Here is a 20,319-nt window from a genome sequence, read left to right on the forward strand (position 1 = left end):
TTTTAACACCGTTTTTCACAGTTGTGACAAAACAGTTAAAAAGGTTTTGGATTTTACAAGGAGTCAAACTTCATTATTAGATAGCGTAGTTCCTGACGTTAAAACTGTTATAATCGTAAACTTATTTCCTTTCTATAAGACAGATTCAAGTAAACTATATGAATTGTTAAATGAACTCTGTGAAACAAGAAACGGTTATGAAGATTTGTTAGAAGCTAATTTATTGAAAATTAGAAGGGGAATTCAAAAGGCGGATTATATAGTATATGGGTGGGGGGACCCACCAGATAACGTTGATGAATGGTATCATAGAGAATTAACTTCTAGAATTTTAATAGCAGCTAAAAGATTTGGTAAAGAAAACACTTTTGTTTTTACAAGTACACGGGATGAAATAATTACTCAAAAAAGAAATCCTAGACACCCAATTATTATTACACTTACTGGTTTAATGAGATGTAAAATAGAGCACTTTTATACTGTTTCATTGAATTAATTTATATGGATATTGACGCTGTGATTTTATTAAAGTGAAATAGTGGTACACTTCATTTTACTTATTGAGAGTATGAATGGATCTTCTTGAAGGGGAAAAAAGTAAATGAATAAAGAAAAAATTTATCCAATATTAGTTAATATTTATACAGATTACTTCGATGGATTATACACTAAAGAGCAATTAAAATTCTTGTTAAGAAAATTACATAAAACATATCCACAAATTAGTAGTAATGAATTTGCACAGTTGTGTTTAGATGCACAGTGGGAAAATGCAACTGAAGAAGATTATAAAAAAACAAGAAAAATAAATGAAGAAAGTTCAGATGACTCTTAGTATTTAAAGTATGTATGGAATATAAAAAACACTTCCCAAAATTACCATGATTTACTAAAATAAACATTATAGGTTTCTTCATAGACGGGACAAAAATGACTGTCGGGATTCGTCAAAGGATAATTATCATTAGAAGAAATTATTTATAGTAGTAGAGTGATTTTTTACCAAGAAAGAGGGAAAAGCAATGAGTAACGGTGCAAGTATAAGAGATCCCATACACAATTATATTTACTTAACTGAGGTAGAGGAAGAGATAGTGAAGCACAAACTATTTCAAAGAATGAGATTTATAACACAGAATGGATTAGCATATTTTACTTACCCATCTAATCGAAATGATCGATTTTTACACTCATTAGGATGTATGCAAATAGGGGGAGACATATTTTTAAATGCTACAAATAATCTATTTGAAGAGGAAAACTATACTATAGATTATTTGGATGATGCTTACGATTACCTTAGGAGCAATTCCTCCAATTTTGATGAAGCAATTAAAAAATATTCTGAGCAAAATGATAAATCTTTTATCAAGTATGGTTTGAATACTTTAGCAGATGCTAGATATATTAAAGAATACGGCCCAGAAAAAAGAAAGTTTGCAAGGGCTGTATTATTTCAAAGTGTAAGGTTAGCCTGTTTGTTGCACGATATCGGTCATTTTCCATTTAGTCATACTGTGGAGTATGGTTTTAAAAAAGTAATAGAAAATGATAAGCCAAAAGAACTGTCAGAGCATTTAAAATCAATTGCATTAGAGAAAGAACTTCATGAAGCTTTTGGCGTAAAATTGTTAGACGTTATAATCCCTGAGTACGAAAATGCCTTTCATAATATTTGTAGAGAGTTAACAAGAGAAATCTTAAGTAATACAAATTCTAACGAAATTATCGTTTCTTTGTACAAGATAGTTTCTGGAGAGATTGATGCAGACCGCCTTGATTATTCATTAAGGGATCCTTATTCTTCAGGATTAGAATTAGGATTATTTGATAAAGAAAGATTGATAAATAATTTTGCTATAGTGTCTTATATGGAGGGTGACATAAAAAAATATGAATTTCTCCCGAAAGTCCAAGCTTTATCAGCAATTGAGAGTTTCTATCACCAGAGATATCTTACCTATAAATATTTAATTTATCATCATAATAAGACTAGGATGGACGAAATAGTTAAAGAATTATCTCTGTCATTTATAGATATCTATTTTTCTGAGGATGAGAAGTTTGGGGATTTGAAAAAAGTACTTATAGAAAATAATTTTGACTACTTATGGAAAAAACAAGATGAACAGTATTATTATTGTAATGAAAATTGGTATTATGAATTAATACAAAAATTTTATGTTATTTTAGATAAATCAGAAATAGAGGACTTAGAGTTAAAGGAAATAAAGAACCTATTAGAGATAATTCTATTTAGAAAAACGGAGCATGTTTATACATATTTCAAAAGGTATGATATGTTCCACGAATTTATAGAAAAATTGTATGATGAAAGCAATTTTCCGAAGAGTCCTCTAAAGGAAATGTTAAAGCAATCGCTTCCTGATATAAGAATTGATGAATTAGAAACGAAATTTGATCTAAAAAAATATGATTATGAAAAAAATATTACGAAGTTTAGAAGTGAATTGTATTATGTAACAAAAGCAACTGACTTTACAGCATTTAAACAAGAAATAAAAAGTAAATATAATGTTATTTTACTAGTTTCTTTATGTGAACCAAAAGTGATTAAAATGAACGATGGAATTTCTAACCTACATCTCATCGTAGAGAAAGAAAACCAAAAAGAACGCATTCCTGTTTCTAGATTCTCTCCATATTTGGAGACGCTAGGGGATGCTTCAGAGACCTATAAAGATCAGTTTTTGCATATCTTTATCATTGGAACAGAAATTAAGGAAAATGATAAAATTATTGAAGAAGTAAAACAAGAAATCTTCAACTTTTTAAAAAATCGAATTGAAACTGCTTTTAATGTTCCTGTTTAAATTTTAACTGGAGGGTGATTTAATATGTCTACTTTGGTAGAGAAGAAAGTTAATAATGTTTTGAATATTGTGAATTCCGAAGGGAATATCAAAAGGAGTCATTTAACCAGCGTGGTGAAAGAAAGAAAGGATATGTATTTTACAAGTATTTTTAGTCTAGATGATTTAGTAGAGCTTGTAGTAATTAAAGGGCTTTTAGAAAAAAATAATGATATACTTTCAATTACTGAAAAAGGGAAAAAATTTGTTGAGAGAGCATAATTCAAGGATCTAAGAAATAATTTGTGCCATAGCGAAACGGGCTTTCGTGAGTGGGACGAATCCTATTCAAGATACTTCTTTAAAGCATGTGTTGTAACAGGCCTAAAAGCTAGGCCTGTTTTTTCAATATTATATTAATCGCACTGGATTTCCTTGAAGGGAGAGAGATCTCCACTGTGCAAGTTCGATAGAAAGCAAGAGTAACAAAAGGGTAACATAACCTTGTGTTACTCCATTAATTTTCGTTAAAGATGTTACTCTTATAAACAAATTAAAACCTATTAAAGGCGCAGTTTTATCATTATTTGTTAACTCACGTTAAACATAGTACAAAAGGGAGGAAACATGGGCGGCATGATGTAATTGGGGTTTTAAAACCTTGTTATATCAACGTTTAAAATGATAATATGCTTTTCTTGTCCTCGAATTTGTCCTCGTTTTATAAAAAACAAGGCAACCTATGACAAAAAGCTAACTATAGGAGAAGGTCTTTCATCAGTTTGCTAAACTGTTGGGAGGCCTTTTCTTCCATATTGGCGGTCATATGGGCATAGATATTCATTGTAGTATTAATATCTGTATGTCCAAGCCGCTGTTGTATTTCTTTAATGCCAACTCCAGCTTCAATCAATAATGAAGTGTGGGTATGCCTAAATGAGTGTGGAGTAATGTTCTTTTCTATTTCTGCTTTTTTCAGAAGCCTTTTAAGCCGGGTATCTACAACTTTTCTTAATTGTGGATGACCATCCTCTCGAGCAAAAATAAATCCGTTGTCTTGGTAAGCAAGTCTGTATTTTAATTTAATTTCATTTTGTTTAAGTCGGTGCTTCTTTAACATATTGATTAGCATTTCATCAATTTTGATTGTACGGACAGAGCCCTTTGTCTTTGGCGTTAAAAGCTGATATTTTTTAAATTGATTGTTAGGGTTATAAAGAGTTTTAGTAACTCGGATAGTACCTTGCTTTTCGTTAAAATCCCCCCATTTTAAGGCCAATAATTCTCCTATTCGTAATCCGGTATAGGAAAGTACCGTGAAGACAAGATGATCCATTTCAAGCCCGTCTGTATAGGCTAATTTAAGAAAATGGGCAAGCTCTTCTTTTTCAAGAAAAACAATATCCTCTTCTGCTTTCTCCAGTTCCTCAACACTTTGCTGCTTTTTAGGCATTTTGAAATCCTCAGTAGGATTACTTTTTATCAGTCCTTGGGTTAATGCTTTCCGAAAAATCATTCTTCCGCAAGCATGAATACCATCCATATAATTTTGGCTGTATTTTTCGTTTAATTCCAGAATCCTTTCCTCATACATTTTCTTAGTAATGCGGCTGATTGGATAAAGTCCCCAAACAGAGGTAAAATGCTTCATTTCCTTTTCTCGAGCTCTCACACTGCTTATCTTAACACCACTGCGGCTATACGTTTTTAACCAATCCTGGGCGAATTGCTCAAAAGGCATATCGGATTCTTTGGTAAAAGTGCTATTTTGAATTTCTAATTCAACAACGCGTGCTGCTGCCTTTGCTTCTCGTTGTGTTTTAAAGCCGCCTTTAGATATCTCCTTACGCTTTTTTTGTAAGGGGGTCTAAGCCTAAATAAATATGATAACTCCATGTTTTTCCTCTTTGCTTGAATTTTGCCATCTTAATGGCCTCCTTTATTAATTATGAAGACTCCTGTAATGCTTTTCTAATTCGATAAGCTTCTTGTTTGCAAGCATTTGAACAGTATATTTGCCGCTTTACCTTTTTAAAAGGCAACTTACAATTTGGATTTTCACATATATGAACAGGCTCATTATTAGATACTAGGTGCCATAGATCACGATAAATAGCCCTTAACAGATGTGAAGTGTAATTCCACTCTTTTATGGTGAATCCTAAAGGCGGTTTACCTGTTACGATTGTTTCAGGAATCCTTTTAATGTCTTGGTTCCCAATTGAGTTAACTTTTTGAGCAAGTATCCCTTGAGCCAGTTTTAATAGACTCTCTTCTTTTTCCATTTCCTCCTCAGCAGCTGTGAACCCGGTCCATGATTCATCCCACCATAAAATTTGGCAGCTCCCGCCTATAGGTGGTTTTACATTTAATAAAATATCTTCAATTTCACTTTCTTGCATTTCTCCCTTATGAATGTTGACTAATGCTTGATATAGCTTTAGTAGCTTTTGCATTTGCTTTATATGAAAAAACCATAATTCTATAGGTTCGCAATCAGATGGGCCAATGGGTAAATCGATAAAGTAAGTAGAGTCTTGATAAAGATCTCTCATAAATTTAATTTTATTTATTTCCATATGACCGGGCGTGCTAATCCCAAGTAGGCCGTATCTCTTAGCAAACTCATTTATTTCTTTTTCGTTTTTTAATTTTGAAAATTCCCAGGCTAACCCTTCTGGATTAAATGTTTCCCCCATTGTTCTCCCATACAAAGCATTAAAACAGTGCTTACAGTGGTGCAGAAAAAGCATCGACAGTGACCTACTGTCGGTGTTTTTTTCTTGTCCAAAAAAATAAGAAGCCACCGATTCAGGAGAAAACGGTTTTATGCTCAGGTGACTAGTCTGAGCTGGCTTCAGCTAATATTTATCCTATATTCCATGATTGAGGCATTACTGGTGACGGAATTTGTTTTAAATAATTGTATATGCACTAATGTAGTGGACTGAGATACGATTGACGTTGAAATAGATGTAGGCTTAGGGGCTAGCCCCTGTACTTCCACTAACAGATTCTTACACTTTTATATGGCCGCCTCTAGGTTCAATTTAATATTGTTGTGGATTTTACTAGTAATTTTGTTATTGATTTAAAAGGAAATATGCCCTTCGGAAACACGAAGTCATCATATGAATTTATCGATATATAATTACATTTGTTATATTATTTCATTAAACATCAGACAAAAGTTAGTTATTTATCAAAAATACATAATATTTTAAAAATTAATATTGACGAATAAACCCATTATAATATACAATTTCATTATTAAATGATAAAAAATGAATTTTTATTGGAATTACAAACAATAAAAACATCATACAAATCAAAAGGAGGGAATGTTTAAAGACAAAAAAACATCAGACAAAAACAAAGAATTAAACTTTTAGGTAATAATTGGAAATTATGGCAAATCAAATTCGCCAGGGAATAATTGATATTGTTTTAATATCAAAAAATCCATCATATTCAGGTCCTGCTTTATTATCCGCCGATATCATCACAGCATTGTATTTTAATAGTATGAAGAGTGGGAGAACAGATGCTAGACAGCAAAAAAAGTCCAACTGCAGAGGAATATGAGAAAGCTATGGCGGACTTAAGGTAAGGAAATCTTGAGTTAAAGCTATCGTGTACAATGAAATTTCAACATTTCGTGGAAGCGTTTTACTAGGTGTGCGAAAATGAATAATAATGTATAGCATTAAGTGCAGACGCGGACAAAACCACTGGACTTTGCTCAACCCTCTGACGTTAATGGGTATAATTGGAAATATAAACGCGTTCATAGAGTCATGAAAATATGATAGTTTACTGGATAAGTAGAACTGGTAGCTTATCGAAAAGATCATGATTAAAGTTATGAACAAAAAAATCTTACCAAGGGGTGCAGTAAAATGGAAACTGTCGTGAAAGTAGGAGAATCTCACCTATCCTCAAAAGAGGAAAAGCATATAATGAAGGCGGTTGTAAAAACTGGTGAGCATCTAGGGTTCTCTTATATAGAAGTAGAGAAACCGACACCAAAACCGAATGAAGTATTAATTGATGTAGAAGCAGCGAATATTTGCGGAACGGATATTAGTTACTTTAAGTGGGGGCAATCAGCAAAGGACTTTGCCTCAAAATTTAATGTGAAATTTCCGTTTATTGTTGGTCACGAATGCGCTGGAACAGTTGTGGAAGTCGGCAGTAATGTTAAAAAGATTAAAGTTGGCGACCGAGTATCTCTTGAGACTCATATTCCTTGTGGTGATTGTTTTCAATGTAAAACAGGCAATGCCCATAACTGTATGAATATGGGTATTTATGGAACGAGCTGCGACGGCTGTTTTGCTGATTATGCCATTGCTCCGGAAAGTGTATGCTTTAAATTGCCGGACAGTGTTTCTTTCCAGGAAGGTTCCTTATTTGAACCAGCCGGTGTTGCCATGCGTGCAGTGGAATTGTCTGGTCTAGAGCCAGGTGATACATGTCTCATCTTTGGGTGTGGAGCAATTGGTCTTTTAGCTATCCAAATCCTGCAAGCGTGTGGGGTCTCAAGGGTCATTGCTGTTGATATTGATCAGTACAGAGTCGATATGGCCAAAAAATTTGGTGCGATTGGTGTTAATTCACTGACAGAAGATCTTCCGACCGTTGTAAAAGAATTGACAGCGGAGAGAGGTGGAGTAGACTTTATTTTCGAAATGACTGGTTCTCCTAAAGTCTATGAAACTCTATTCGATTTCCTTCGTTTAGAAGGAAGAGTAGTAACAGTGGGTCATCCTGGCGGTTCTATTCCAATTAATATTACACAAAGCATTAATTTAAAAGGCGCTACAATTAAAGGTTTATTTGGAAGAGGCATTTGGTCTACCTGGTATAAACTATCAGCTTTAGTTGAGGCGAAGAAAATAAATATTCTCGATGTCGTTACACATCGCTTTTCGTTTTCACAGGTGGATGAAGCATTTGAACAACTTAAACAAGGATCAGGGAAGATTATGTTTTTAAAGGACAAATAATAGCCTAAGCAGAGTTCGGCAATAATGCGAATTTGTAAAAAGGTATATAAATACAAGTAGGCTATAATATAAAGGCTACTTGTATTTATAGTAAGAACAACTAACATTCTATTAATAGTCGTTCGAGGTAAATAAGAATCTAAAATAATAGTATGGAGAGGGAGTCTATAGATGAAATTAAAAGCCGCAATTGATAAATTTCCTGCAGGAATGATGTTAATCCCTTTGCTTTTAGGAGCAGTAATTCGCACATTCTTTCCGAGTGTTTTTGATTTGCCTGAATTTAAAAGTTCTTTTACCGGGGGATTACTAACTGGAACCACAGCGCTGCTCGGTGGGTTTTACATATGTTTAGGTTCAACTATACGATTTAATGCAACCGGTTACATCCTAAAAAAAGGCGGATCCTTATGGCTTGGAAAAATTGGAACAAGTTTTTTAATTGCTTTCCTGATTAAAGCAATCTTTCCGGATCAAAATAATTTATTTTTAGGATTATCTGCATTAGCGATTGTGGCTGCTTTTTCCGATACAAACGGCGCTATTTATATGGCTCTCATGGGTCAATTAGGCAAGAAGCAAGAAGATATTGCGGCTTATTCTCTGATGTCCCTTGAATCTGGGCCATTCTTCACTATGCTGATTTTAGGTGCTACTGGTTTAGCGAGCTTTCCAGTTACGGCATTTGTATTTACCATTATACCATTGGTCCTTGGGATGATTCTTGGAAACCTGGATGAAAAAATGAGGGAGTTTTTAAGTGTAGGTGAGAGCCTCTTTATTCCCTTCTTAGGTTTAGCAATTGGGTGTGGAATCAACCTGGGTAATTTATTTAAAGCTGGTCTATCCGGTATTCTTCTAGGGCTAGCTGTTGTTGTGATTACTGGGATTGTATTAGTTATATTGGACTTTGTCACGGGTGGAGATGGTGTAGGGGGTATGGCTGCTGCAACTACCGCCGGAAATGCTGCAGCTGTACCATTAGCTGTTGCTGCTGTTCAACCTATATATAGTGAAGTTGCAGCAAGTGCGACACTTCAAGTATCAGCAGCTGTTATCGTTACAGCCGTTTTAGTCCCAATTATGACGACGTGGTATGCGAAAAGAGTAGAAAAAAGAAAAGCACAGTCTGCTAATAATATTGTAGCGTAGGGGATCCAAATTCTTGTAGATTTAACTGACCTTTAAATCACTTGGGATCGCAAATTGTCTTAAAGAGAAGGAAAGCTTTCCTTCTCGATTCTTTTTTTGCTTTCATTAAGTTTTAAAAGTATATTTAAGACTAAGCTAATTACTGTATAATTCAAAATGAATGGTTATTTTTATTTAAACATATAAGAAGGGTTCAAAATTAAAAAATATGGATTAAAGGTGAATGATGAGATGGACCTACTTACATCAGCGGCCGTTAAAAGTGAAATATCATTGGATAATAAGTCGGCTGTAAATAAAGTGACAGACTACATTAAGAATAAAATTATTCTTAAAGAGCTAAAACCTAATGATAAAATACCTACAGAAATCGAACTGAGTGAAATATTAAATGTAGGGAGGAGCTCTGTACGGGAAGCATTGAAGATTTTAGAAGCGATTAATATTATCCAAATCCGGAGAGGGGACGGTACGTATATATCGGAACCTGAAGATATTTCTATTTCTCAATCCCTATTGTTTAAAATGATTTTAAACAATATGCAATTGAAAGAATTGGTTGATTTCCGTGAACAGATTGAAATTGCAGTGGTTAAATTGGCCATTTCTTATGCAACTCAGGAAGATATTGAAGTACTAAGAAAAAATTATCAAGATTTTTTAGAGTGCATTGAAAATAATCCAGAAGATTATGAAAGGCTTCATACATTGGACTCGGAGTTCCATAAAGCCTTAGCGGCATCCACCAAAAATAAGCTCATGCAAGAGGTTTATTTGTTTTCATTTGAGATTTTTTCACCCATGATCTTGGAAAACTATGCCTCTGGTCAAATTGAGAGTGAGGACAAGGAACCAACATCAGAAAATCATAGGATTATTATTGAAGCAATAGAAAACAAGGATTTTTATCTTGGGATTCACGGTGTCAAAATAGCTCTTAATTTATGGAAAAAATGGATCAATAAAAATGAAAATAGTAAAATGTCAGAATAGTGGTTGAATAATGGGTTGCATTTTCTTGAATGCCTAGCTGGTATGACTGGGGGTGGTTCTTTTGTTTCTTTTGAACGAAAGTTAGAACCGTTCCCTTTATTTTTGCCTTTTTTACTATACAGTTTTTGCTGGCTTTATTCCTTACTCTATTAAGGATAATTGTATAGATTTTATTTTAGTTTTTATAGCTTAAATGAGTCCTATATGTATTGTTCCCTTTACCTTTGTTGCTCTTATAGACCCTCAACTTCCTCCTTGGTCCATAGTTATTTCCTAAACAAAAACTTAGAAGTGTAAGAAAGTTCAATTGTTTAAACATCATACAAATGAATTGTTCGATGATGAATTAAGTTGATATTTAAAATAAACATCAGACAAAAGAATACCCCCTCTTATATAAAAAGTAGTCTTTTTATGGTAAAAACCTCGAATTAGGCAGTTGATTTTTGTTGTTGACGGCTAATATTGGCATAGTATATAATCAGATTAAATAATAACATCAGACAAATTTTTAACGAAAGATAAAAATAAATGGAATACGTCTGATGAATTAGCGGAAAGTTATTAATTCAGGAAATGTTTGTGAAGGTGGTGTTTCCGTAGGAGTTTAAAGTTAAAACAAGGGTGGGAAGCAGATCTTACTGGTTCAACATTATTTAAAAAAACATAAACAGAAAGGAAGTGTAGGAATGTCTGAAAATAATTTATTGCTTGCCTTTTACGGAGATGATTTTACTGGGTCTACGGATGCAATGGAAGCGTTAGCATCAAACGGGTATCGCACAATCCTATTTTTGGAGCCGCCTTCACCAGACATGTTGGAAAACTTCAAAGGTATTCAATGTATTGGAGTTCCCGGAACCAGCAGGGCTAAAAATCCAGTAGAAATGGAGCAAGAATTACGACCAGTGTTTGAGGCATTATTTAAGCTGAGAACGAATGTGATTCACTATAAAACATGTTCAACATTTGATTCAAATCCGGATGTTGGCAGTATTGGTAAAGCAATTGAAATTGCGCTTGATTACACGGAAGAATCACAAAAAACAGTGCCGCTTTTTGTTGCAGCACCGCCACTAGGAAGGTATACGGTATTTGGAAACCATTTTGCAAAAATGTATGATACGGTTTATCGGTTGGACAGGCATCCAACTATGTCAAAACATCCAATGACACCTATGAACGAATCAGATTTACGAGTTCATTTAAATAAGCAATTTCAAACACCCAAGCAAATTGGTTTGATGGATGTGGTGGAGCTCTCTGGAGCTTATCGTAATGCTAAAGAAGTGTATGAGCAAAAATTAGAATCAAACGATGGTATCATACTTCTTGATGCGTTAGATGATAGCCATAGTCAAACGGTTGGCCGACTAATATGGGAAAAAGGCCAAGAAGGCTTGCGCTTCGTTGTCGGATCATCAGGTGTTGAATATGCATTAACAGCTGAATGGAATCGGCAAGGATTGCAGGCAACAAGCAACAATAATGGGCAAACAAAAATACCTGCTGCCAAACAAGTTCTTGTTGTTGCAGGCAGCTGTTCACCCATTACCAAACTCCAAATCGAAACGGCAAGTGAAGAAGGTTTCGTGGGAATTCAAGTTTCTCCCCAAGATATTATTAATAAAGAAGAACTGCCAAAAAATCTATTGGAAAAGGCAATTAAACATATCCAAAACGGAAAAAGTGTTATTTTATATACAGCTCAAGGACCAGAAGATCCCGCTATTGATGAAACTCGCAGACTTTTTGATGAGATGGGAATCGAGAAAAGGGAATCAGGCGAGTTGATTGGTAGTCAATTAGGTAAATGGACATTGGAAATTATAAAAGCAACAAATATTCGCCGAATCATTGCTGCCGGAGGGGATACTTCGGGCTTTGTGACAAAAGAATTGAAACTCTTTGCATTGGAAATGATTCTTCAAGTTGATCCAGGTGTTCCGTTGTGCTGTGGCTATTCTTCAGATCCAATTATGAATGGTATCGAAATCGCCTTAAAAGGTGGTCAGATGGGCAGCCCTGATTTCTTTGTTAAAATCAAGGAAGCTTGAGGGAAAGAAAGAAGAAACTATGAGATGTGTTGAAGGAGCTAGACGTTCGAGGGTTCATTAGAATGGTTCATGGATTTCCTTTAATGGTTTTAGTAACTTTTTAGTTTAGTAGATCACCATAACAAAAAAATGTAAAATTCGGACCGCATATCTAAATTTAATTTTTTTTAAAATTTCAACTATAAAGGAGAGTTACCAATGAGTCAGGATCGTGTTTTTGCTACATATCACATTGAGACACCCTATGATTTGGAATATGCTGCAAAAGTCATGGCGGGTGAGCAATCTACCGGTACTTTTATTGCTGTTCCTGGAGAAACAGAAGAACTTAAGGACAAGTTTTCAGCCAAGGTGGTGTCGATTGAAGAATTAGAGGTAGTGTCTACTCCTACTTTGCCCGGATCCAAACCACCTAAAGGATCCAATGGATCCTTTTCCTATCACCGAGGGAAGATCGTTTTATCATTCCCCTTACATAACTTTGGCCCTTCAATACCGAATCTATTGGCCACTGTGGCAGGGAATCTGTATGAACTCCGTGAATTTAGTGGGTTGAGGCTCATGGACTTGGAGTTGCCTCATGCATTTATGGAAAAGTATCCTGGACCTAAATTTGGGATTGAGGGAACGAGGAAATTAGCCAATGTGTACAATCGTCCATTTATAGGAACGATTGTGAAGCCTAGTATTGGATTAACACCTGACGAACTTCGTGTAGTGGTAAGAGATCTGGCGCTTGCTGGAATTGACTTTATCAAAGATGATGAACTCAACGCGAATCCTCCTTACGCTCCTTTGAAAAACCGTGTTAAAGCGGTAATGGAAGAAATCGAAAGGGTCGCAGATAAAACAGGCAAAAAGGTTATGTATGCCTTTAATATTACGGATGACATAGACCAGCTCGAACGTAACCATGAAATAGTTGTAAAAGCCGGTGGAACTTGCGTGATGGTCGGTATCAACAGCGTTGGGCTAGCTGGTGTTGCACATTTACGGAAATATAGTGAGGTTCCCATTCACGGACACCGTAATCAATGGGGAGCTATGACCCGCTGCCCGCAGTTAGGAATGGAATTTACGGCTTACCAAAAGATGTGTCGCCTGGCCGGAGTGGATCATTTGCATTGTAATGCTCTCGACAGCAAGTTCTATGAGTCTAACGAGTCCGTAATTAAATCAGTAAAAGATTGTATAACCCCGATGTTTGGCGGTTATACCGTGATGCCTGTATTATCTTCCGGCCAATGGGCAGGAACTGCACCAGATTCCTACTCGTCGATGGAAACGATTGATGTAATGCATTTGGCAGGTGGGGGAATCATTGGGCACCCAGGTGGTTCTGAAGCAGGGGTTAAAAGCATGATTCAAGGGTGGGAAGCAGCAGTTTCTGGTGTATCTCTCCATGAATATGCTGAGACTCACTTTGAGTTAGCGCAGGCCATTGAGAAATTTGGGAAATGAAAATGTGCGGGTGCTGCCGGACTTGGAGCGGCATTTGCAGATTTCTTCCAACTCCAGTCTGGAATTTAATTGGATGTACAGCTAAAAAAGATAGATAACACCCTTGACATCCTATAGGTTTACATTTGCAATCATTGAATCAGATGTTTAAACAAATAAAGGGGATGTAGCTTGATATGGATACAAAAGTAGGTATTAGTGGTACTGGAAGAATTGGACGGCTGTTAATCAGAAAGATTTTATCCGATACAAATAAATCATTGAAATTAGTAGCCATTAACTCGATTTATCCGGCCGAAACCGTTGCTCATTTATTAAAATATGATACTGTTCATGGAACCTGGGATGCAGATATCTCAGTTCAAAATAGTAATCTCGTCATTAATGGAAAACATTTTCAGATAGTATCAGAACGTGAACCCGAGAATATCCCATGGGGGAAAATGGGTGTTGACATTGTCATGGATGCGTCTGGTAAATTCACACACCGTCAAGGTGCAGAAAAACATCTTAGAGCAGGGGCATCTCATGTAATCGTAACCGCCCCTGGTGAACAGATGGATTTAACAGTCGTTATGGGAGTAAATGACCAGCTGTTAGACATTTCTAAGCATAAAATCATATCAGCGGCATCTTGCACAACGAATTGTGTGGCTCCTCTTTTAAATATCCTTGATCAAGCTTTTCTAGTAAAAAGAGGCTGGGTGACGACGGTTCATGCCTTTACTTCTGATCAAAAGCACATAGATAACCCTCATAAGGATTTGAGAAGAGCAAGAGCTTGTACACAATCGATAGTTCCAACAACTACTGGAGTCGGCAAGGCACTTGAGGATGTACTGCCACATCTTTCGCGTTTTGTGGAGGGAATATCTATACGTGTTCCTACCCAAGATGTTTCTTTAGCAGATCTAACTATTGAAGTGTCACGAGCGGTTACACTAGATGAAGTAAAATCAGTTTTTAATGGAAAATTAAATAAAAATCATTATGTATCTTACACAAATGTCCCTTTAGTTTCAGCAGATTTTATTGGTTGTGATAAATCTGCAGTTGTCGATGGGCTTTCAATCATGGCTACAAATAATCAAATAAAATTACTTGCCTGGTATGATAACGAATGGGCTTATGCTAGCAGGGTAATTGATTTGGCTCAGACGGTTCAAGAAAGGATGGAAAAAGAATGGTTGTTTCCCAAGATTCTGAATTAGTATTAGGGACCATTATATGTGACCGTTGCGGGAAGTTTATAGATACAGCTGATACTAATAGAGTCATCATTTATTATTCTCGGTGTGAAGACGATAAATGCAGCAGTCCAGAAGAAGAATAAAAATAGATTTTTTTCTGAGAGTTTAGCGAAGAGCATCTATGCTCCCATCCTAATGGAGAAATATGTTTTAATAACTCTTCTCGTAACACTCCTTTATTCCGGAGTACTATGTAAGTATCGCTTTGATCAAAGAGTGGCTAATACCATAGAATCATTACGGTAGTTGAACTACCAGGGGTAATAATGAACACGGGTTACACCTTACTGTGGTAGGGCAGATTGACCGAGATAGACTAAAAAGCACGTTAAGGCAAAAGGAATATTTTTCCATAGATAAAATAAAGTTGGCGGTACTTGAACCGTATGGAGAATTGTCGATTTTGGAAAAACATGTGTTAATATTGTTACGCTAAAGAAACGTCCCTTCTATGACGAAAGGGGCGTTTTTTTTAGAGAATAATAAGTTTACAAAAAAAAATTTGGGTAGCTTGTTGACTGCAAGTGAACAAATACATGAGTGTAAATAGTTTATCTCTGAATATGAATTTGAATATCCTCCAGGAAGATTAGATTTATGCGGGGCAATAATTGGCGTTATAACTTAATTGGAAAACAGCTGATTTTTCAGTATTAAAAAACTATGTGAAGAAATACACTTATGCTACGAGTGTGTTTGTTGAAGAAGGATTGTGAAGAGGAAAAAGCCCCACTCAATGGAGAAGGGCTGAATACATTCTTACATCTAAATGTGTCCTCTTTTGTCCTCCTGTTTGTCCTCCGATGTTTTATATTGCATTTAAAAATCTAAGTCGAGTTTTTTATAAATGTTAATTTAGAGCCTTTTTTTATACACTATTTCTTTCTATTATATATGAAAATGAATGGGCGGCATGATGTAATCATTGCCCAAACCCCTTGATATATGAGGGTTTTATGTAAGAGGGGAGCGGAATGCTAACATCTTGCTAACATTTCTCTCCTAAAATTAGAGGTTTCTCATGAGTTGCGCAAACTTGTGGGAAGCCTCTTTTTTTCTTTTTTTTGCTACGGGAATTCGGCAATGCCGATGTCACACTCCTGATTAATAACGCTGGTTATTACTGAACTCGAGTCCGTCACTTCAATTGAGAACTCTGTTTCTGGACTCACTTTGCGAAACTCTCTAGTCCAGCTGGGAAGATATGTTGTTGCAACGACCGTAGCTACAGAGATCTTGATGGTTTCCTGGTAACCCTGAAGACGCCTTGCGACATATTCTATGCTCTCGTTGTAGTTCTCCAAAATAATTTTGGCGTACTGTAAGAATCCGATCCCTGTTGGATTTAACTGAACTGACCCACCGACGTGGTCGTACAGCTGAGTTTCGAGCTCGTCTTCAATATTTTGAATATGAAGCGTGACTGTTGACTGGGAAACATGGAGGATGTCCGCTTTTACCAAAATCCTAGCGTTGAGACTTATCAAATACCCATAGGCGATATTTTTCTGCATTTAATTAAAATGGTTGTACTCCCTATTGTTTTTTCGAATATTGTAGTAGGGGTTACCGGATTGGGTAGTGCCAAGCGTCTAAGGAAACTAGGTTTAGAACCATTCGGTATTTTGAAATCGCTACCGCTGTAGCGATTGTAATCGGTCATTTATTTGCTAATCTTTTTTACCCAGGCACTGGAGTTGATGTGCATGCTCTTTCCAAAGGGCCTTAAGAAGTTTTAGAAACTCGAGTTATATTGATTTTAAATAATTCCGCTACTAGTCCAAAGTAAAAAAGATTGAGTACGCAGCATAAGTCGTAACGATTAACTTTCCTAATGGAATCAATGAAGCTGCACAAAAAAACTTAGAAACGGTTACATCGATTAAACCAAAAACTCCAAACGGAGCCACTTTAAGAACAATTCTAATTACTACAAGAGGTTGTTCTTTTATATTGGCTCTCTTCTCCGCATAAGTGGATCAATTCATCTGCAATAATTTCATGCGAGAATTTTTTTTAGCCTTTAACAGTTATTCATCAAATAAAAAAAATTATCCAGTCACTCTTCTTTGAACAGAAAGCAGCTGGATAACTTAAACCAGTCATTATAAATGTATAAGAATTTGTAACTAACACCAATTGACAAAGAGCCTTTTTTATTTATTTAAATATCTCCATAACGTTGTTCGACTGATACCAAGCTGCTCAGCTGTTAAAGATTGGTTGCCATTATTTTGATCAAGTACTAGTTTGATCAAATCCATATTAAATTCATGTAATGTTTTGCTACCATTAAATAAAATATTCATTCCAGCTTCTGAATAAGAAATATTATCAACAATTTTTTGTTTGCCCAAAATACTATTGACATTATTACTAGTTATATATAGCGATTTAGATAAGCATACTAATTCAGTTAGAACTTGTTTTAACTGTTCGAAATTACCTGGCCAATTATATTGTGAAAGAGTAGCCAGAGCATTGGGCTCGAAACCGATAATATCAGTATTGTTTTCAATATTTACCTTATTTAAAAACATCGTTAATATAGCCGGTATTTCATTTTTTCTTTCTCTTAAGGTAGGTAGAAGAAAACTTATACAATTCATTCGATTCATTAATTCTTTATAGAACTTTGATGTAATACCTTCAGATGTTTTTTCGCAAATAAATATGAGTCTATTATTTAGGTGTAAGTTAGTAGATTCAATAATAGTGATTAACTTTTCGAAGTTTTCATTTGAAATTTTATCAAAGTGATTAAACTGGATTGTATTACCAACCTCAAGTAAAGGGCCGTTACTTGTGTTTAAAAGATGTTTCCACATTGTATCATTTAGTAAGTTAGAATTAATCGTTACCATTGTATTATTGTTATTATTTTGTCTGATGAATACACTTTGAGAGACGATATATTTCCCTATACCTCTTTCTCCTAGTAATATAATTGGAGAATTATTTGAATTAATTTGTTTAATTTTATCGTAAATATCATTTGTGATAATAGGATTTTTATATAAGTTATTATTTAATTTTTGTTCCACTTCTGACTTATCTTCATATGTAACACCGAATTTAGAATTCATGATAGGTGTTACAGATTTTTGAACAGTTACAATATAAAAAATATCATTTGTCTTATTTGAAATTTTTACTTTTAAGTTATATAGAGTGTTGTTTACGGAATGATAAAAAGTATGTGATTCATTGAATGACGAAGTATCTTTTTTATTAAGTAAATAATTATAGATTGAGTCATGAATTTCTGTATCTAAACTTGAATAAATCAATTCAAACTGACTGGATAAAATTAAGCAGTCAGTTTTAAAATTTTCAATAGCTTCAGTAAGTAAGTTATTTTGTAATTTTAATTTTTGAAGATGGATATTTAACTCTATTGCTTGTTCGAATGTCCGTTTTATACTTTCACTTCCTGATGTAATCAGGATTGTATTTAAAGAAATTTCTAGTGCTAGTTTATTTGTTATTGCATCACAAAGAACTAATTTAATCCCTTTTTTCATCAGTGATTTTAACAGGCCTAAAGTATCACTTGAATCATCTATCGTATATATTTCCACGGAATAGTCCAATATGTCACAAATTAAATGTGCAGTTTCGGTAATACTTGAATAACCTATAATAGTAAATTTTGAAGTGTAGTTATTTGCTAGTTTGATCGCTCCTAAAATGTCATAAATAGATATTGAAACATCTATAACTGGTATGGATACATTCTTCCTGATTAACTCAGCTGTACCACCTCTTGATATCACAATATCGTAATCGTTGTGAATCGCCTCTAGGGCCAGATTTTTCCCTTCTTGCAAATCACCAGTATACGTATTTAGCAAAATATTAGAGAAAGTAGATCCTACATTTTCCATTGCGTATCTTAACTCTTCGTAAGGTGCTATACCAAGGATTTTAGTTATCTTTTGCATATACATTCCCCTTATGTGTTTCTTATTTAAACAGTTTACCACGAACACTTGAATCGTGGTAACGTTTTTGATAGAAGGGTTTCAAAAAGTAACAATAATAAAAATTATCATATTTTTTTAGGTTGAGTATAGACCTATAATTCAATTATGGTGAACAAATGTTAAGGGTATTTATAATGGCTCACGATTTTACGGAAGCGCTTGATACTGGAGTTAAGTTTTCTAATTACGGTGTTAATACTGTAGTGACCTCTGATTTAGAGATATGAATTTGGTGAAACTACAGATCAAATAGGAGTACTTGTCTTCAATACTGAAACCTTTTCCTAATTAGAAGGCAAAGGTATCTTTTATATTTTACTTTTATATACGGGGAAGATAAATGGAACTGGAATTTTTAACAGGGCTTCTTACGATTATTGCCATTAATTTAATACTAGCGCGTGCGAAAATTTATAAGGAGGAAAAATGTATGGAACAACAAATACCTAAAGTAAAACCTTTATGTCCACCGGGGCGCCCGCCGCGCTACGAGGATGTTCCCTTTGCGGAGGTAACCCTGGATAATGGGGAGCCATACACTCTGAAAATGGATATCTATCAAGATCTTAACCAGAAAACGCCAGGTCCATGCATCATTTATTATTTCGGAGGGGGATGGATGTATGGAGAATACAAGCAGGTTACTCAAAAAGCAGTATATTGCCGGGAACTTATAAGATTGGTAGAGCAAGGATTTACTATTGTATCTCCATCCTATCGCTTGGCTAGTCAGTCTGTTTTCCCAGCCTGTATCCATGACTGCAAGGGAGTAGTGCGGTTTTTGAAGGCGAAATCAGAGAAATATCATATCGATCCCGAACGGATTGGTGTGTTGGGGAACTCTGCTGGTGGACATCTAGCCGCAATGGTCGCAATGAGCGCAAATTGCAGTGAAATGGAAGGCGATGTCGGCGGTAACCAAGAATATTCGAGTGCAGTAAGGGCAGCAACAATTTTTTATGCTCCAACTGACCTAGTAGCACTCCTCAGGAACGACGCAAATGAAGCAATACAGAATCTGTCTGGAACAGAAGTCGATAATGCAGGCAAATCCATGGATACTGTGATAACCCAAATTCTTGGCTATACTGAACCTGGAAAATCGTTAATAGATTTGAATCAATTGCTAGAAAGCGGCAACGCGGGTGACCCAGATTGGAAGTATATAGAATTAGCAAAAAAATGTAGTCCGATTACATATGTAAGTGCCGATTGTCCACCAATAATGATTTTGCACGGTGGCAAGGACCCACTCGTGCCTATTGAACAAAGCGAGGGTCTTTACAAAGCCCTAGTATCTGCTAATGCGGACGCAATGTATTTATCATCTTCCCAGGCTAACCATGGCCCAACGATGGGAAATGAAGCTGATCAAATGGCATATCAATTCTTAAAAAACAGACTGTAAGAAAACTATATAATGCAACAGCAGGAATGGGTCCAGGAAACGAAGGAGATGGAGCAGAAATAGTATTATTAACCAATACAATCGTCATTTATTGCCTAACTAGTATGTGTTTTTTGTTTTATTCTTTTATAAAATTTTGGGCAACTAGAACGAACATCGAAAAAATTAGGACAAGCTGACAATAATTACT

General features: G+C 35.3%; 18 protein-coding genes and 1 pseudogene. 14 read left to right on the forward strand and 5 right to left on the reverse strand.

What is annotated here, in order from left to right:
• The 4 genes from COD92_RS02815 to COD92_RS02830 form a co-directional block, all read left to right on the forward strand.
• Positions 1–496: DUF1643 domain-containing protein (locus tag COD92_RS02815; RefSeq protein ID WP_141561066.1), on the forward strand; the 496-nt coding region annotated here is incomplete at its 5' end.
• A 105-nt stretch (positions 497–601) separates the two neighbouring features.
• Positions 602–835 carry a hypothetical protein gene (locus tag COD92_RS02820; RefSeq protein ID WP_098995875.1) on the forward strand — a complete coding sequence of 78 codons (234 nt, stop codon included), beginning with the start codon at positions 602–604 and terminating at the stop codon, positions 833–835.
• 187 nt (positions 836–1,022) lie between these two features.
• Entirely contained in the window at positions 1,023–2,834 is a 1,812-nt protein-coding gene (locus tag COD92_RS02825) for an HD domain-containing protein (RefSeq protein WP_098995876.1), read from the forward strand.
• A gap of 24 nt (positions 2,835–2,858) precedes the next feature.
• Positions 2,859–3,095 carry a hypothetical protein gene (locus COD92_RS02830; RefSeq protein ID WP_098995877.1) on the forward strand — a complete coding sequence of 79 codons (237 nt, stop codon included), beginning with the start codon at positions 2,859–2,861 and terminating at the stop codon, positions 3,093–3,095.
• 475 nt (positions 3,096–3,570) lie between these two features.
• Here COD92_RS02830 and COD92_RS02835 read toward each other — a convergent pair whose 3' ends face one another.
• Positions 3,571–4,554 carry a tyrosine-type recombinase/integrase gene (locus tag COD92_RS02835; RefSeq protein WP_255295236.1) on the reverse strand — a complete coding sequence of 328 codons (984 nt, stop codon included), beginning with the start codon at positions 4,552–4,554 and terminating at the stop codon, positions 3,571–3,573.
• A gap of 205 nt (positions 4,555–4,759) precedes the next feature.
• Positions 4,760–5,512 carry a hypothetical protein gene (locus tag COD92_RS02840; protein ID WP_098995878.1) on the reverse strand — a complete coding sequence of 251 codons (753 nt, stop codon included), beginning with the start codon at positions 5,510–5,512 and terminating at the stop codon, positions 4,760–4,762.
• Between the two features lie 1,200 nt (positions 5,513–6,712).
• On the opposite strand from COD92_RS02840, the gene COD92_RS02845 reads away from it, so the two are divergent.
• The 8 genes from COD92_RS02845 (at position 6,713) to COD92_RS33215 (ending at position 15,171) form a co-directional block, all read left to right on the forward strand.
• A complete protein-coding gene (locus COD92_RS02845) occupies positions 6,713–7,822 on the forward strand; it encodes a zinc-dependent alcohol dehydrogenase (RefSeq protein WP_255295237.1) in 1,110 nt (369 codons plus the stop codon).
• Positions 7,823–7,993: 171 nt separating this feature from the next.
• The gene (locus COD92_RS02850; protein ID WP_098995879.1) at positions 7,994–8,974 is read left to right on the forward strand and encodes a 2-keto-3-deoxygluconate permease; all 981 of its coding nucleotides are present in this window, start codon (positions 7,994–7,996) and stop codon (positions 8,972–8,974) included.
• Positions 8,975–9,205: 231 nt separating this feature from the next.
• Entirely contained in the window at positions 9,206–9,967 is a 762-nt protein-coding gene (locus COD92_RS02855; protein ID WP_098995880.1) for a FadR/GntR family transcriptional regulator, read from the forward strand.
• A gap of 689 nt (positions 9,968–10,656) precedes the next feature.
• Positions 10,657–12,024, forward strand: a complete 1,368-nt coding sequence (locus tag COD92_RS02860; protein WP_098995881.1) for a four-carbon acid sugar kinase family protein — start codon at positions 10,657–10,659, stop codon at positions 12,022–12,024.
• 198 nt (positions 12,025–12,222) lie between these two features.
• Positions 12,223–13,485 carry a ribulose-bisphosphate carboxylase large subunit family protein gene (locus tag COD92_RS02865; protein WP_098995882.1) on the forward strand — a complete coding sequence of 421 codons (1,263 nt, stop codon included), beginning with the start codon at positions 12,223–12,225 and terminating at the stop codon, positions 13,483–13,485.
• Positions 13,486–13,661: 176 nt separating this feature from the next.
• Complete coding sequence (gene gap, locus COD92_RS02870; RefSeq protein ID WP_098995883.1) at positions 13,662–14,696, forward strand: type I glyceraldehyde-3-phosphate dehydrogenase; 1,035 nt, start codon at positions 13,662–13,664, stop codon at positions 14,694–14,696.
• Positions 14,669–14,818: a GapA-binding peptide SR1P gene (locus COD92_RS31470; RefSeq protein WP_141561068.1), complete on the forward strand. Its 150-nt coding sequence runs from the start codon at positions 14,669–14,671 to the stop codon at positions 14,816–14,818. The genes gap and COD92_RS31470 overlap by 28 nt, the downstream gene beginning before the upstream one ends.
• Positions 14,819–15,024: 206 nt before the next feature.
• Complete coding sequence (locus tag COD92_RS33215) at positions 15,025–15,171, forward strand: YetF domain-containing protein (protein WP_098995884.1); 147 nt, start codon at positions 15,025–15,027, stop codon at positions 15,169–15,171.
• A gap of 631 nt (positions 15,172–15,802) precedes the next feature.
• On the opposite strand, the gene COD92_RS33220 is transcribed toward COD92_RS33215, so the two are convergent.
• Positions 15,803–16,249, reverse strand: coding sequence for a LysR family transcriptional regulator (locus tag COD92_RS33220; protein WP_098529546.1), 447 nt, complete (start codon positions 16,247–16,249; stop codon positions 15,803–15,805).
• Between the two features lie 9 nt (positions 16,250–16,258).
• Here COD92_RS33220 and COD92_RS32620 point away from each other — a divergent pair, with 9 nt between their 5' ends.
• On the forward strand, positions 16,259–16,381 hold the full coding sequence (locus COD92_RS32620) for a hypothetical protein (RefSeq protein WP_255295238.1): 123 nt from the start codon (positions 16,259–16,261) through the stop codon (positions 16,379–16,381).
• A gap of 144 nt (positions 16,382–16,525) precedes the next feature.
• On the opposite strand, the pseudogene COD92_RS33225 reads toward COD92_RS32620, so the two are convergent.
• Both COD92_RS33225 and COD92_RS02890 read right to left on the reverse strand, forming a co-directional pair.
• A pseudogene (locus tag COD92_RS33225) lies at positions 16,526–16,666 on the reverse strand (glutamate:protein symporter); the annotation flags it as partial.
• 225 nt (positions 16,667–16,891) lie between these two features.
• Positions 16,892–18,679 carry a sigma-54-dependent transcriptional regulator gene (locus tag COD92_RS02890; protein ID WP_176541157.1) on the reverse strand — a complete coding sequence of 596 codons (1,788 nt, stop codon included), beginning with the start codon at positions 18,677–18,679 and terminating at the stop codon, positions 16,892–16,894.
• A gap of 382 nt (positions 18,680–19,061) precedes the next feature.
• Between COD92_RS02890 and COD92_RS02895 the strand changes: the two genes are divergently transcribed.
• A complete protein-coding gene (locus COD92_RS02895) occupies positions 19,062–20,129 on the forward strand; it encodes an alpha/beta hydrolase (RefSeq protein ID WP_255286617.1) in 1,068 nt (355 codons plus the stop codon).
• Positions 20,130–20,319 lie beyond the last annotated feature (190 nt).

This window comes from Bacillus sp. AFS037270 (assembly GCF_002585305.1).